This is a genomic window from Streptomyces sp. NPDC002896 (assembly GCF_040295225.1).
Taxonomy (GTDB): Bacteria; Actinomycetota; Actinomycetes; order Streptomycetales; family Streptomycetaceae; genus Streptomyces.
The window spans coordinates 106688-119918 of record NZ_JBEOVA010000019.1 but is presented as its reverse complement, the minus strand read 5'-3'; the positions used below and the strand labels follow the sequence as shown (position 1 = coordinate 119918).

General features: G+C 69.9%; 12 protein-coding genes. 3 read left to right on the top strand and 9 right to left on the bottom strand.

What is annotated here, in order from left to right; genetic code table 11:
• Position 1 precedes the first annotated feature (1 nt).
• Genes ABT009_RS30530 through ABT009_RS30505 form a run of 6 tightly spaced genes read right to left on the bottom strand, consistent with a single transcriptional unit; the run spans position 2 to position 6962 of the window.
• Positions 2-1561, bottom strand: coding sequence for a putative type IV secretion/conjugal transfer ATPase (locus ABT009_RS30530; protein ID WP_351302017.1), 1560 nt, complete (start codon positions 1559-1561; stop codon positions 2-4).
• Complete coding sequence (locus tag ABT009_RS30525; protein ID WP_351302014.1) at positions 1562-3091, bottom strand: SCO6880 family protein; 1530 nt, start codon at positions 3089-3091, stop codon at positions 1562-1564.
• A gap of 3 nt (positions 3092-3094) precedes the next feature.
• Positions 3095-5014, bottom strand: coding sequence for a TrbL/VirB6 family protein (locus tag ABT009_RS30520; protein ID WP_351302011.1), 1920 nt, complete (start codon positions 5012-5014; stop codon positions 3095-3097).
• On the bottom strand, positions 5004-5783 hold the full coding sequence (locus ABT009_RS30515; protein ID WP_351302008.1) for a hypothetical protein: 780 nt from the start codon (positions 5781-5783) through the stop codon (positions 5004-5006). The genes ABT009_RS30520 and ABT009_RS30515 overlap by 11 nt, the downstream gene beginning before the upstream one ends.
• An 11-nt stretch (positions 5784-5794) precedes the next feature.
• Positions 5795-6124, bottom strand: coding sequence for a hypothetical protein (locus tag ABT009_RS30510; RefSeq protein WP_351302005.1), 330 nt, complete (start codon positions 6122-6124; stop codon positions 5795-5797).
• Positions 6125-6137: 13 nt separating this feature from the next.
• Complete coding sequence (locus tag ABT009_RS30505) at positions 6138-6962, bottom strand: hypothetical protein (RefSeq protein WP_351302002.1); 825 nt, start codon at positions 6960-6962, stop codon at positions 6138-6140.
• A gap of 326 nt (positions 6963-7288) precedes the next feature.
• On the opposite strand from ABT009_RS30505, the gene ABT009_RS30500 reads away from it, so the two are divergent.
• Together ABT009_RS30500 and ABT009_RS30495 are read left to right on the top strand one after the other, a co-directional pair.
• The gene (locus ABT009_RS30500) at positions 7289-8374 is read left to right on the top strand and encodes a C40 family peptidase (protein WP_351301999.1); all 1086 of its coding nucleotides are present in this window, start codon (positions 7289-7291) and stop codon (positions 8372-8374) included.
• 29 nt (positions 8375-8403) lie between these two features.
• Positions 8404-8961, top strand: coding sequence for a hypothetical protein (locus ABT009_RS30495; RefSeq protein WP_351301996.1), 558 nt, complete (start codon positions 8404-8406; stop codon positions 8959-8961).
• Positions 8962-8992: 31 nt separating this feature from the next.
• Here ABT009_RS30495 and ABT009_RS30490 read toward each other — a convergent pair whose 3' ends face one another.
• The 3 genes from ABT009_RS30490 to ABT009_RS30480 form a co-directional block, all read right to left on the bottom strand.
• Positions 8993-11170 (bottom strand): zinc ribbon domain-containing protein, encoded by a 2178-nt coding sequence (locus ABT009_RS30490; RefSeq protein WP_351301993.1) that lies wholly within the window; start codon positions 11168-11170, stop codon positions 8993-8995.
• A gap of 665 nt (positions 11171-11835) precedes the next feature.
• Entirely contained in the window at positions 11836-12417 is a 582-nt protein-coding gene (locus tag ABT009_RS30485) for a hypothetical protein (protein ID WP_351301990.1), read from the bottom strand.
• Positions 12417-12734 (bottom strand): hypothetical protein, encoded by a 318-nt coding sequence (locus tag ABT009_RS30480; protein WP_351301987.1) that lies wholly within the window; start codon positions 12732-12734, stop codon positions 12417-12419. Before ABT009_RS30480 ends, ABT009_RS30485 begins: the two co-directional genes overlap by 1 nt.
• 158 nt (positions 12735-12892) lie before the next feature.
• On the opposite strand from ABT009_RS30480, the gene ABT009_RS30475 reads away from it, so the two are divergent.
• Entirely contained in the window at positions 12893-13162 is a 270-nt protein-coding gene (locus tag ABT009_RS30475) for a GntR family transcriptional regulator (RefSeq protein WP_351301984.1), read from the top strand.
• The last annotated feature ends 69 nt before the right edge of the window (positions 13163-13231 follow it).

Here is a 13231-nt window from a genome sequence, read left to right as displayed (position 1 = left end):
GTCAAATCACCATCTTCTCGTCGGTCTCGAAGAGCTGTTCTTCGGTGTGGGAGAGCACCAGCTGCACGGCGTGCGACCCGCCTCCGCGGCCGACCTTCCACAGGGCACGGCCGCGCTGTCCGGCACCCCAGGAGCTGATCAGGTCGCATTCGGCGTCGGTCAGGCCGATCGCCTCGCGAGTGATCTGCAGGGGGCGGGTGTCCTGGGCGAGCTGGATGCGGGTCTCGCAGGAACTGATGAGGTCTTTGGCGATGTTGACGGCCTCGGATCCGGCGGCGCCGACGCCCTCGAAGTCGCTGAGGCGGTGGGTGGCCAGCAGCTGGATGGTGCCGGTCGCGCGGGACAGCCGCAGATCGGCGTCGATCTTCTTGACCTGGGAAGCACCGCCGGAGCGCATCTGCCGCCACAGCTCGTCGCGCACCACGATCCACGGGCGGCTGCCGGGCCGGTCGATGGCGGCCTGGGCCCAGCTGGAGACGCACGTGAGGACCATGGCCACGGTCTCGTCGCCGTACTGTTCCAGGGCGGAGATGTCGACGGACTGGATGGGTGCGTCCCAGTCCAGGCCGATGGAGGTCTGGTCGTCGAAGAGGCCGGCGACGTGGCCGTTGACCATGGCGCCGAGGGCGGAGCGGATGGATTCCATCTGCTCGCGCGCCCGCTGCACCTCGCCGTCCCGCACGCGCAGTTCCTCGGCCATGGCGTCGGTGGGGTCACGCAGCTTGTCGTAAACGAGCGGCAGCGTCGGCGTCTCCAGCCTGGTCTGGCCATACAGTTCGCCGGTGACCTCGCGGACGGCGACGTCGAGGGCCTCTTCCTCCTGCGGCAGCAGGGTGCGGCGCAGCTGCAGCTCCAGCAGTGCCTTGAGTAGCGTCAACCGGCGTCGGTGGATCTCCCGCAGGCGGTTCTGCAGCTCGCCCGGGTCCTTGATCTGGTCCAGGCCCTGGCCGAGCGGTCCGGCGTCCAGCGGGTTGACGCGGCCGGGCAGGCCGGGACCGAGCCGGACCGGCTCCACCCCCAGGTGGCGGCACAAGGCGGCGTACTCGCCCTTCACGTCTCCGGCGATCAGAGTGCGGTGTCCGAACGCCATCAGCCGGAAGCAGAGCGCCTTGATGTGTGCGGACTTACCGCTGCCCGGGATGCCGGTGATCATCACGTTGGGGTTGGTGCACAGTCCCTCCTTCACCCACGCCGCCGGGTGCGCGGAGAAGGCTTCGGTGGTGAGGGTGTTCTGTCCGATGTACGCGCCGACCGGGGGCAGGGAAGCGGCGTGCAGGAACGGGTAGGCGCCCGCAGTGTTCGCGGTGTCGGCGCGCACCACCTCTACCCGGGGCACGGAGGCGGACCGCCCTGCGTCTGGCTGCGCCCAGCCCTTCTTCGGGGCGATCCGCATGACCGTGTCGGGGTCTTCCAGCAGCCGGGCGCGGCGCTGCTCCCGAGCGGTGGGTGCGGCGGGCGGCGCCTCGACGGGCCGCTGCGCGAGGCCCGTGGCCTCGCCCAACCCGGACTGCTTCAGTACGGTGTCGCCGGCGTCGCGGCGCTTGAACAGCAGCGGTGACATTCAGAAGCCCACCCTTCGATCCGGTAGGCCCTGCCCGAGCGGCAGCGCGGCCGCGGCGAAGCCGACGTCCTGGGCGCCCCACATGCGGCGCAGCTCCAGTCCGGAGGCGGCCGCATCCGCCTGCAGCTCGGCACAGGCGGTCTCCAGCTCGCTCAGGTCGGTGACGGTGACCGCAAGGATGGCGGTCAGCCGCAGCACACCCTGACCGGAGGCGCGGGCGGCGTCCTGAGCGCGGGCGATCTGGGCCTCGCGCAGCTCGTCCGCGGACTCGTCCTGCCCCGTCTTGGCCCGCAGTTTCCGCGCGGACTCCCGCTTGGCCTTCTCACGGGCCAGGTCCTGGCGGGCCCGGCGCGGCCCGATGGGCTCGTAGACGATGCTCATCGAGCGGCGGGCATTCTGCCGGGGCCTGAGCAGCGGCTGCAGGAAGGTCGCATACACATCCGCCTGCGGCCAGGTCCGCACCTGATACGAGACAGTCCAGGCGCCGTCGTGGCGGTAGGTGCCCCAGTCGGTCTCGGCGTACGCCGGGCCCGCCAACTGCGGGTCGACGCCCGGCTGAAGCCCGTTCCAGTCCGGCGCGTGGGCGGCGGCGTTGCGGGTGGCGAGCATCTGCTGCGCCTCGGGGTCGTACGCGGTACGCACCACCTGGGCCAAGGTGCGCGGGGGCAGCCACTCGACGACCTGCAGGCTCGCCGTGGAAAGGGCGCTGTGCATGGCGTGCAGCTCGCGCACCAGGACCGCGGCTGCGCCGACCTGCCCGCCGCCGGCGCCCTTGATGGCCAGCCGCGCCTTGCCCGCGGACAGGGTCACCGACAGGTACGTCTCGCGGGTAGTAGCGGCCGGGCCCGCGCCCTCCATCAACTCCGTCAGCGCGGCGACCGCCTCCTTGGGGGCGTCCGGCGCCAGGTGCCGGTCGGTCCACGAGCGCAGGGCCGCGCCGTCGTCCGGAAGGCACCGCTGGTGCACGGCCAGCCGGGTGATCGGCGAGTCCTCGGTGCAGAACGAGCGCAGGAAACCCGCCCACGCGGCGACCCGCGCGGTCTGCCTGTCGCTGTCGATCAGCGCCAGGCCCGGGAAGGTGATCCGGGCGACGGCCGTGTAGGTGCCCGCGACCGGGTCGTGGGAGACGCCCAGCGTTCCGCCGAGACCGTCGGGAGCCTCGAGGAAACGCAGCCGGGCCAGCACCCCGGGCAGGTCCATCGGCTGCTGCCCAGTCTTTTCCGAACGAGGCGCAAACGCCCCGGACATGAACACGTTGCGCCTGGTAGCCACGTTGATCTGATGCCTTACTGCGAGAAGGATCCAGTCGTCGGCGCTCAACCCGAGCACCCGCCCAAAGGCGAGCGAAAACAGCACGGCGGCAATCGGCACGCACACGAACCCGGCCGCCCAGCTACCCAGGTTGATCGGTGTCAGCAACAGCACACAGCCACCCACGACCAGGGCAAAGCCGACCCCGGACAGACGGCCCATGAACCCGGAACGTTCGGACTGCCAGCCGCCGTAGGTAACGGGGGTGGAGCTGGACATGGGCTATCCCTCCCTCGGCGACGGAATGTCGGTGTTGGCCGGCCCGGTCACCACCGGCGCGGCATCCGGCCGCGACTGCAGGGCGCGCTCCTGGACCGTGGGCGGCAGGCTCGCCGTGTCCGGGCCACGCGGCGCGATCACAACGTGGCGCCCGCCGAGCGAGGCGTGGTCCAGGCCGGCATGCGCGGCCGTGTTGGCCATGCCGGACTCCAGGGTGTCCTTTCCCATGGCGACGGCCTGCAGGCCCAGGCCCAGCGGCCCGGCCACGCGAGTACCGAGTCGACCACCGGGGCCCTTCATGCGGGCCTTGAGCGACTCGTTCGTCCAAAAGCCCCCGCTGCCTTGGGCGTTGGAGCCAGTGGCCTGCGTCTGGGCGTTGTCCCTCTCCAGGGCCCGCGTGTAGGCGGGGCCGCCACCGACCGCACCCGCACCACCGAGCTCGGGCCGGTAGCCACCGCTCATCGACGAGGCCGACGACCCGAGCGAGCTCATCAGCCCGCCCGCCACCGCGGCGCCAGCGCCCAGCGTGGAGAACGTCATGAACTTCGCCAGCACAGGCCAGCAGAAGCACGCCATCAGGAAGATGACCAGGCCCACGATCATGTTCTGCACGCCCTCGCCCTGCTTGATGGCGAAGAAGCCAATCGCGAAGCAGAACACGATCATCGGCTTCATCAGGATCAACGCGAGCAGCGCATCACGGGCCTTGGGCCACCAGTCCTTGGTGGCCTCCGACATCTGTCCGACCAGCACGATCGGCATCGTGGCGACCAGGATCATGATCCCGGCCTGACGGAGGAGCATCTCGATCCACAGGGCACCGATGGCCAGGATGCAGACGATGCCGATGACGATGACCACGGCCACCGCGGACGCGGCAAGGCCCTGACCGGTGATCAGCGCGCCGCCGACCGCGGACGCCCCTGCGCCGCCGGCGATCAGGCCGCCGAACATCTTGCCGAACTGCGCCTTCATCGCAGCCGTCGCGGCATCGCCGCCGTTGCCGCCGCCATCGAACGACCAGTTGATGATCCAGGTCGAGATCTCGTCGGACAGCTGCAGCGCGGTGGTGGTGACCGTCCAATACGCCGTGCTGATGACCACCCACTTCGCCAGGCCCGAGATCGCGGTGGCCGCGTGCCCGCCCTGGTGACTGATGGCCACCTTCCCAAACTGCAGCAGCAACAGAAACACGGCGATGACCGCAGACAGGGCCGTGGCGATCCCCATGGGCTCGGCGATGCCGGTGGAGTCCAGGTTGATGACGGAGGCTTCGTTGAAGATGTCGGCGAACTCTTCCAGCAGCCAAACCACGGCGTTGCCGATGTACTGTGCGGCCTCCTCCAGCGCGTCGCGCGCGATCTTAGAGATCTGGCCGCCGACCCAGTCGGACAGGCTGTCCCCGCCCATCGGCCCGTACTTCTTGTAGGCCTCCTGCTTGCAGGCGGTGTAGAGGCCACCGTCCTTGATGCACTTCGTCAGGAACTTGTTCCACTTGTCGTAGTCGGCAAGCTCGACTTCGCCCTTCCTCACCAGCGCGAGCTGGGTCTCGCGCCAGTGCTCGAGGCGCTCCATCTCGGTCTTCTGGCGTTCTTCGTCCTTGCACTCGCTGTGCTCGCACGGGTCCACCCAGCCAGGGCTGGTGTCGGGCGACTCGATGCAGGTTTCCCCCAGGGCTTTACCTTGCCTCTGCAGGTACTGCAATTTGTCAACGTTGCACCAGTTGCCGCCCTTGTCCTGGCCGATCCGGTCGCCCTCCCACTCCTTCGGATAGGGCTTCTCGCCGCCCCAGTCGACGTGCCAGGCGTCAGGGTCGTAGTCCGCCATGGCCGTCGGCGCAGTGGCCAGTCCGCCGCCTATGGACAGCAGCAGCGTCAGCATCACCATCAGCAGGCGTCTGACGCGGCGGCGCTCAGTCGACATGCCGCACCTGCCACCAGCCGTCCTGCCACGCGTATGCCGAATCCGACTTGTAGGAGACCGGGAAGTCGGCCTGGTCCTTGTACTTGGCCTCGTCGGTGAACTTCCAGCCCCCGTCCTGCCACTTGACGATGAACTGAGTCATCTCATCCTTGAGCGGGTCACCGTCCGGGGCGCCGTCGGCCTGCGTGGCGTAGCGGTCGTAGTTGAGCCACACCGACACCACGTCGCCGCGCGACAGGCTCCCGCTCGGGTCGGTCAGCGCCCGAACCCGGGCAGCGTTGACACTGGTCTCGAACGTCACGCCCGCGGGCGTGCCGCCGGAGGGCGGCAGGCCGACGGACTCGCGCAGCTTGCGGACTTCCGAGATCTGCTCGTCGATGTAGCCGTCGGCGTCCGGGGAGGTGACGACCTCCAGCTGCTGGCGCGCTTTCTGGTCGTCAAGGAAGGCGTACTCCTCCCAGAAGTAGACAACGGCCGAGATCGCCCCATCCGTCGTGTGGGGGAAGCCGGTCGAAGCCCCGCCCTTCTGCCCGGTGGGCTCGATCAGCTTGACCTTCGAGCCCTTCTCCGGCGTTATGTCCGGGTACATCAACGCCTTGGACTTCGACGGTGACGGTGAGGCCGTTGGCGCCGCCTTGCCGGCGTCCTTCTCGGTGTCGTCGCCGCCGAGGACGGCCGCTGCGGTCACACCCCCGCCGATCAGCGCCCCGACCATCAGGACGCCAAGCGCGGCGAGCGTGAGCCGGGCCTTGCGAGTCTTGTCGGTCACCACCGCCTGCCTCACTTGGTCATGTTGTAGAAGGTGGTCACCAGAGCGGCGGTGACGCCGATGCCGCCGGCGCCGAACAGGCTCCAAAGGATGGCCTGCTTCCCGCGCGCGGCCAGTGCGGCCCGCTCACTGTTGTGGCCGACGGCCACAGCGGCCCAGCCGAGCAGGCCGCCGAGGACGGCCCCGGCCAGTCCAAGCCCGGCGGTCCAGTTCAGGATCTTCTGCACGGGCTCGTCAACGTCCTTGGGCAACTCGGGGGTGACCCCGGGGACCGCGTCGGCGAGGGTCTGCCAGTGCGGGTCGGCTGCGGCGATTTGCAGGGCGCTCAGGATCTGGCTCATATCCGTTTCCTCGTCAAAGGGCGGGGACAGCAGGGGCGATCGGGGCCGGCTGCGGAGCTACGGGCAGCGGCTGGCCCCAGGTGGAGTGCGCGGCATCGAGGACCGCGCGGGTGAGCTGGGCGGCTGCTTGCCGGGTACGGGAGCGCAGCCGGGAGAGGTCGCGCAAGCCATGCGCCCGCACGTGCGGGTCATGGGGCAGATGGACCACGGCGGCGGTGCGGGCGGTGAGCATGGTCGCTGCAGCGCGTACGGCGGCCGGGGGCCGGCCGTCACCGGTGGCGACGAGTACAACGACGGTGCGCTGCAGGGGCAGCCCTTCGGCGTGCAGGGCCATGACGGCCTGCTGCAGTGCCTGGATGCCGTTCGCCGTCGACGTGGCGCACAGCACCGGCAGCGCGTAGGGCAGTGCGTACCAGCCGCGAGTCTGCCCCAGCTCTCCCAGGCAGCGGGCGGCAAGCATGTCGTGGGCGAGAGGGTGCACGGTGTCGGCGACGACGGTCTGCCAGCCGCCTATGGCGGCCAGCTGGTACCAGGCGGCCGGGTCCTGCGGCAGCGGAAGCGGCAGGGTGTGCCATTCGCGGCCGTCGGTGAGCAGGTGCCAACCGGCGCCATTCGAGGCGGCATTGACGGTGCAGGCGCGGTGCACGTTGGCACGGCTGAGTGGCTGGTCGGGGGGCAGGGCGGCCAGGCCGCCCGCATGCTGCTCGGCGGCCTGTGCGGGCCACGGCGAGGACAGGCGTGGGGCCAGATCTAAGACGGCGGTGCGGCCGCTGGCCGATAAGCCGTCGGCGAGCAGACCGGCCACCGTGGAGCGGCCGCTGCCGCCGGTGGCGGCCATGACCGGTACCACCAGGCGCGCCCCTTCGGGCAGCACCGGAGCCAAAACAGACCTTTTCGCCACTATCCCCCCTCAAGTCGCACTTGTGTTTGCTAGGGCTAATCCGAACACCCTTGCAGTCACCATGGACCCTGGACTGCAACCTTACACTCCCAACTCGCGTGTACAGCAAGAGAGATTGGCGCATCGCACTGAGTAGTAGTGATGGCGTAATGTCACAGGCCATCACGCAATTTCCCGGGGGGCGGTTCCCATCTGCACACCCCGGATTTCAGGTTTGAGGGAGCAAATCTGAGTACCTGAATGCAGATCAGGAGGGGGACTGCATGAAGATCAAGCGCTGGCTGGTGACCGTGGCCGCCGGGCTCGTGATGACGCCGGTGGCCCTTGGCATCGGCGTAGTGCTGCTGATCGCCACCTTCGATGACGACGACGGGGACTTCGCGGACCCGGTCGCCGGTGGCCTGCGTATCGGCAAGGGCGGGGTGCCTTCCGAGTACGCGCCGCTCATCCTGCAGGCCGCCGCCGACTGCGACCAGGGCCTCTCGCCTGCGGTGCTGGCCGCACAGCTCAAGCAGGAATCCAACTTCAACCCCAACGCGGGCAGCAACGTCGGGGCGCAGGGCATAGCCCAGTTCATGCCGGGCACCTGGCAGACCTGGGGTACGGACGGCAACGGGGATGGCAAGAAGGACGTGTGGAACCCGGAAGACGCCATCCCCGCCCAGGGCAAGTTCATGTGCTCACTGCTGAAGAAGGCTAAGCAGCACCCTGACTACAACGGCAGCCCCATCGAGCTCGCCCTGGCCGGGTACAACGCGGGCTGGGGCCGCGTCGACCAGTACCGGGGCGTACCGCCGAAGAGCTTCGCCCAGGGCCAGACGTACCACTACGTGCAGAACATCATGGCCATGTCCGCGGACTTCGCGGCCCCGGCCGCTAGCGAAGACGGCCAGCTGCCCGCCGGGTACGAACTGCCCGAGGGCACCCCGACGAAGGTCCGAGTCGCGGTGGCGTGGGCGCTGAAGCAGCAAGGCGGCTGGTACCACCTCGGCGGCGACTGCACCGACGCCCTGGGCAAGGACCCCGCCCACTGGTGTGACTGCTCCTCCCTGATGCAGCATGCCTACAAGGCAGCCGGGGTCACCATCCCGCGCACCACCTACGACCAGGTCAACATCGGCACCCGGGTCGACACCGACAAGCCCAAACCAGGCGACCTCGTCTTCAACCCCGGCTCAGACGGCTCCGACGCGCGGCCCGGACACGTGGGCATGTACGTCGGCAATGGAATGATCATCGAGGCACCGCGCACGGGCGTGAAGACCCGGATCGTCACCTACAGCAGCTGGCGCAACAGCACGAGCTACATCACCCGCATCACCGAAGTCCGCCGTGTGGTGGACTGGTGAACCTCGTCCCAGTGCAGGAGAGTCAGTCAATGTCCGAGCCGCTCTACCGCCCCTGGGGGACCGTGACGCCGGCGTTCTGGGCCACGCCCGCCACCGGTACGACGACCGCCCCGCAGGGCCTGCCGGCCGAAGCGCTGCGCGCCCGCCTCATCAAGGTCGCGGAGGTCGCCCAGGGCGGCAGCATGCAGGACGCGGCCGCGCTCGCCGCTCAGCTCGACCAGGAGGTCACCGCCGAGTACGGCCAGGTGCACCTGCACCCCGTCATGGTCCGCGAAGTACGCGGCTACCTCGCCGCCCTATTGAGGGACCACGCCACGGCACTTGCCTGGTACCTGCACGCCGCACAGCTCAGGGCCACCATCCAGGGCCCCGGGCACCCAGACGTCGAGGCGGCCTCCCGCCGCGCCTACAGCCTGTGGCGGGTGATGCCGCCGGAGTCCGACCGTGAGCGGCTCGGCACCGAGCTGCTGACGGTCGTCACCGACATCCACGGCGCGGACTCGGTCGTCGCCCGCCGCACCCGCGAACGGCTGTACGCCCTCGCCCTGCCCTCCACCACCACACCCGCGCAACTGAACAGCACTTGATCCGTGATCCTTGTCCGGCCATTGAGCGTCTCTAGAACTCTGTGTGTGCCTGTGGTTTCTGGGCTTTTCGGGCGCGGCGTGGCCGTGTGCGATTGCCGTCCGGTGGTCCGATCCTCGGGGTGAGGGGGTGGGCCTGGGTGGCGTGCAGGTGGTGGAAGCCGGTCCGCTCGGCGGCGCAGGTGCGTCGTCGACAGGTTCTGCGTGAGAGCCGCCTGCGTCTGGGTGGAAGAGGGTCTTCTTCCACCCGGGTGTGGGCGGGTACTCCATGACCTGGCACCGGCCCGGTGGGGGCTGGTGTCGTGGTGTCATGCCCCGCCGGACGCTGGACCATCCCGGTGGGGGTGGTGGCGGGGACCGTACGCACATCGGGCATACGGCGGGAAGTCTTCGGGCCCGGGACCTGCCCTTGGGCGGCGTGCCGGGTGCCTCGGCCACCAGGGCCGGTGGGTCTGCTGGGGGTGGGGCGCCCCTTGCCCGGAGTGGTCTTGCTCTTCGGCCCGTTGGGGCGGGGCGGGGCCGTCTCGGCTTGGCGTTGGCGGCGCAGGCGGCGGGTGGTCTTCTTCGGACGCCGGACCAGGGCCACGGTGCCGTCCACAGTGGTGCGGATGGTCCGGGTGTCGGTGGCGCGCTCGGTGGTGGTGTGGCTCTGGGCGAGCAGACCGCGGGAGACGATCCGGCGGCCAGCGGCGTGATCGCGGTCCATAGACAGCCCGCAGCCCGCGCAGTGCGCCCACTTCCAACCCCGCTCGTGAAGCCGGTCGGGGGCCGGATGGTGGGTGAGCTTGCCGAGGCAGCCGGGGCACAGCCTGGAGGTGTCCCGGGCCGGGACGGTGACGACCGCGATGCCCGCCTTCGCGGCCAGATGCCGCATCGCCTCGGCCACCGCGCCGCGCACCTGCCCGGACAGCCGGGCGTTGCCTCGCCGGTGGCCGCGCGCTTCCAGGGTGGCGAGGTCTTCCAGGTAGATGACGCTCGCGCCGAGCGCTACCGCCTGGTCGACGGCCCAGCGGGCCGCCGCCCAGGCCAGCGCGTCGTTCAGATGCCGGATCCGGGCACACACCCGCCCGTGCTCGACCTCCAGCACCCGGGCCCGATCGAGGTGTTCGCCCCAGGCCAGGTGCGGGGCGCCGAGCCCGTCCGCGAGGGCCCGGTAGTGATCGCGCTTGGCGGCGAGGTGCTCACGGACACCGCGTAAGCGGTGCAGGGCGGCACTGACCGTCGTGGCGTCGAAGATCAGTGGACGCCCGTCGGTGAGAACCCGCCGGTTGTGTCCCTTGCCGGTCAGGCGGCCGAGCGTGCCGGTGAGCAGGGTGTTGACGCCCCAGTCGAAGCCGAGTGCCACGGTATGCCCGCTCGCCTTGGTGGCAGGGGCTGGCCTGGAGTGCGGCAGATCCACCGCGATCCGGCCACGTGGGGTATCCCCTGCTCGCACCGGGCTGAGAGCGTGGGGAAGGGTTGGGCGCAGGGTCGGGGTGTGCAGCACCGCGTCCGCGGTGACAGTGCCAGGCAGGTGGATGTCGATCACGTGCCAGGCCCAGTCACGGCCCGTGGCGGGGAGAGCGTTCAGGGGGAGCTTGAGACGCAGCCGGGCGGTGGTCTCATCCACCCTCACCAGGGTGACCTGCTGGCGGTCCATCGCGGCAAGCAGCACCAACTCGCCGACCTGCGGCGGTCCCTCCAGTACGCACAACCCGGCGGGCAGGCACCCGTGCTCGGCCACGTACGCACGCACCTGGCGGGTACGGTTACGGATCTCGGCACCGCTCACCCCTGCGGGCAGCAGCTTGCGCAGCGCTGCCCACTCCGCCTCGGTACGCCGCCGCGGATCGGCGGGCCAGGTGGCCAGGATCGCGGTCACGATGGTGCGCCGGTGCACGGCCAGACGCAGCGTCCTGGCCGCGTACTCCTCGGCGCCGCGCCGCACCCGGTCCGACACATACACCCCGGCCGGGGGCCGCACCTCCTGCGGCCAGCTCAGGCGGCGCATCGCCATCCACCCCTTGGACGGCAGCGCCTCGCCCCGCTCGTCAACCCCAGCGGCCAGCACGTCCAGCGAGTCCTCGTCCCACCGCGAAGCCACCAGAGCACCGGTCAGCGTCTGACTCAACCGGGCCAGAAAACCCACCCGTTCGAACAGCAAGCCCTGCCCGACCCGCTCACCACTGCCCTCCAGGACACCACGGAAGGCGGTACAGGTGGCTGTCGCCATCAACCTGGCCACACCCACCACCCCACCTATTCCGCACGATCCCCGTCAGTCTCCCGAAACGGCCGCCGATCGGTCTAACGAACGACCATCACACAAGGGCACGGCCTCACCAGGTCCCGTCGATCCGCCCGAGCCCCCCAACCCCGAGGGGCACCACAACGCACGGGAAACCACGACCGTCGCCATCCCGCGACGCAGAGAAGGACGAACGCCCCCACTCACAAAAGCAGCGGAAACCATTACCAGGCAGGAGGAAACGAGTCGCAGAGTCCAAGGAACCGCCCCGATGACGCGAAGCAGCATCAACCAGCCTGCTTAAGCCAAACCCCCAACACTTGAAGACCCTTGTCACGTTGCTGTGACCGGCCCGCGTCGGCCCCGGAGCGCAAGCTCCGGGGCCGACGGCCCGTGTTCCCCTCATCTGGGCGGGAGTTGGCGCACCTCAAGCGAAGCCGTCCACGGGCCGCCTGCGAGCCGCTACTGGACTCGCGGGCGGCAGCGGGGGCACTGGCACCGTGGCCAGGCCAGGGACACGGACGGTACCTCAGCGTCGCCGCCGTCGTAAGTGCTCAGCTGGGTCTCGTCGACGCGCTGCCCGTCGGCGTCGAGTCGGTAGGTGCGCACGGTCATGCGGGAGGCCCCGGGGCGGGGCGGCCGTCCGGCGTTCACCGCTCGCCCCTCTCGGCGCGACGAGCGGGCGGCAGAAGGCTGAACACGTCCAGCAGCGGCGGGTAGTGCGGCGCGCAGTCGGGGCAGGCGTACACGTTGAAGCCAGGCCCGGATCCTTGGTGAACCTCGGAGACGAGTACCGGGGTGTCTGTGAGTGCGTCGCAGCGCACGCACATCCGCAGGGGTCGGCGCGCGACCGGTGCCCCGCCACCGCGCGCGCACTGCTGGCACAGCTGCCAGTGTTCGACACTGCCCGAGGCTTCCGTCGTGACCGTGGCCAGAGGGCCCGCGGTCGACTCGCACGCCTCGCAGGCCTCCGGCCATTCCCGGTCGGTGCTGTTGCGGTGCGGCCCGTCGTGTCCGGTGGTGCGCCAGCACGCGGGCCCGGGCGGGACCGGGGGCAGCGCCCCGCACTCCGTGAGACGCGGTCGCTGGTGCCAGGTCTGGCGGAAGGCGTCGCGGTGGTCGCCGTCGTGGCCTTCGGCGAGGATGCAGGGCAGGTGGCGGTGACGGCCGGGGCCGGGCCGCTCCCACCCGGGACGGCGCGCGCCGCACAGCGGGGTGTCGATGGTGGTCATCAGGCCGCCCCTCGCGCGCCGATCACGTGGCGGTCGAGGTCGATACCGAAGTCCGCAGCGAGGACCAGGGCGAGACGGCGCTGATGCTGGCGGGCGCGTTCCTGCCGCTGCTCGTGTGCGACAAGGTAGGGGCGGACGAGAGCCGTCTCCTCGCCGTTCAGCGGACCCTCGAGGCCGTATCCGCTCCTCGGCGACGAAGGCCGCGCCGGAGGGGCGAGCAGCGGCGGCGCGGGCGTGCGGTCGGCGCGGTGCCGGCCGCACGGACGCGGGCCGAACGCCCCCATGACCCACGTCAGGAAGGCATGGATAATGCTCATCGTCATCAGCTCCTAGGTAGCTGGTGGCCACGCCCCCGGACGTTCGCCGCGTCGCGGGGGTCCTTGTTGCCGCCAACATAGCGTGATGTAGCTTGATGCATCTAGATGTAGCTAGAGCCAAAGATGCCGAGCATGGTGCATCTACATACGTTCGGGACATGTCCCTTGATCCGAAATCCGGCCGTCCGCTCTACATGCAGCTTGCCGACGTGATCGAGTCCAAGATCCGCAGCGGGGAGTACGCACCCGACCGCATGATTCCGGCGTCACTTCGGCTCGCCGAGGAGTACGGCATTGCACACATGACCGTGCGCCGAGCCATGCGGGAACTGCGAGAGCGCGGGCTGATCTACACCGTGTCGGGCAAGGGGTCCTATGTCGTCCCCGCACCGCCCACGAGTCCGGCCCAGCCGGGCGACGCCGAGTAGCCTGCAGCGACCAGAAGAACTGAGACGCTGCGACGCTGGAAATCTCAGTGGCTCTGGTCCCGGACGCAC

Coding starts and splice junctions, on each gene's coding strand:
- ABT009_RS30530 (WP_351302017.1), bottom strand. CDS start 1,561: ATGTCACCGCTGCTGTTCAAGCGCCGCGACGCCGGCGACACCGTACTG.
- ABT009_RS30525 (WP_351302014.1), bottom strand. CDS start 3,091: ATGTCCAGCTCCACCCCCGTTACCTACGGCGGCTGGCAGTCCGAACGT.
- ABT009_RS30520 (WP_351302011.1), bottom strand. CDS start 5,014: ATGTCGACTGAGCGCCGCCGCGTCAGACGCCTGCTGATGGTGATGCTG.
- ABT009_RS30510 (WP_351302005.1), bottom strand. CDS start 6,124: ATGAGCCAGATCCTGAGCGCCCTGCAAATCGCCGCAGCCGACCCGCAC.
- ABT009_RS30505 (WP_351302002.1), bottom strand. CDS start 6,962: ATGGCCGCCACCGGCGGCAGCGGCCGCTCCACGGTGGCCGGTCTGCTC.
- ABT009_RS30500 (WP_351301999.1), top strand. CDS start 7,289: ATGAAGATCAAGCGCTGGCTGGTGACCGTGGCCGCCGGGCTCGTGATG.
- ABT009_RS30495 (WP_351301996.1), top strand. CDS start 8,404: ATGTCCGAGCCGCTCTACCGCCCCTGGGGGACCGTGACGCCGGCGTTC.
- ABT009_RS30490 (WP_351301993.1), bottom strand. CDS start 11,170: ATGGCGACAGCCACCTGTACCGCCTTCCGTGGTGTCCTGGAGGGCAGT.
- ABT009_RS30485 (WP_351301990.1), bottom strand. CDS start 12,417: ATGACCACCATCGACACCCCGCTGTGCGGCGCGCGCCGTCCCGGGTGG.
- ABT009_RS30480 (WP_351301987.1), bottom strand. CDS start 12,734: ATGAGCATTATCCATGCCTTCCTGACGTGGGTCATGGGGGCGTTCGGC.
- ABT009_RS30475 (WP_351301984.1), top strand. CDS start 12,893: ATGTCCCTTGATCCGAAATCCGGCCGTCCGCTCTACATGCAGCTTGCC.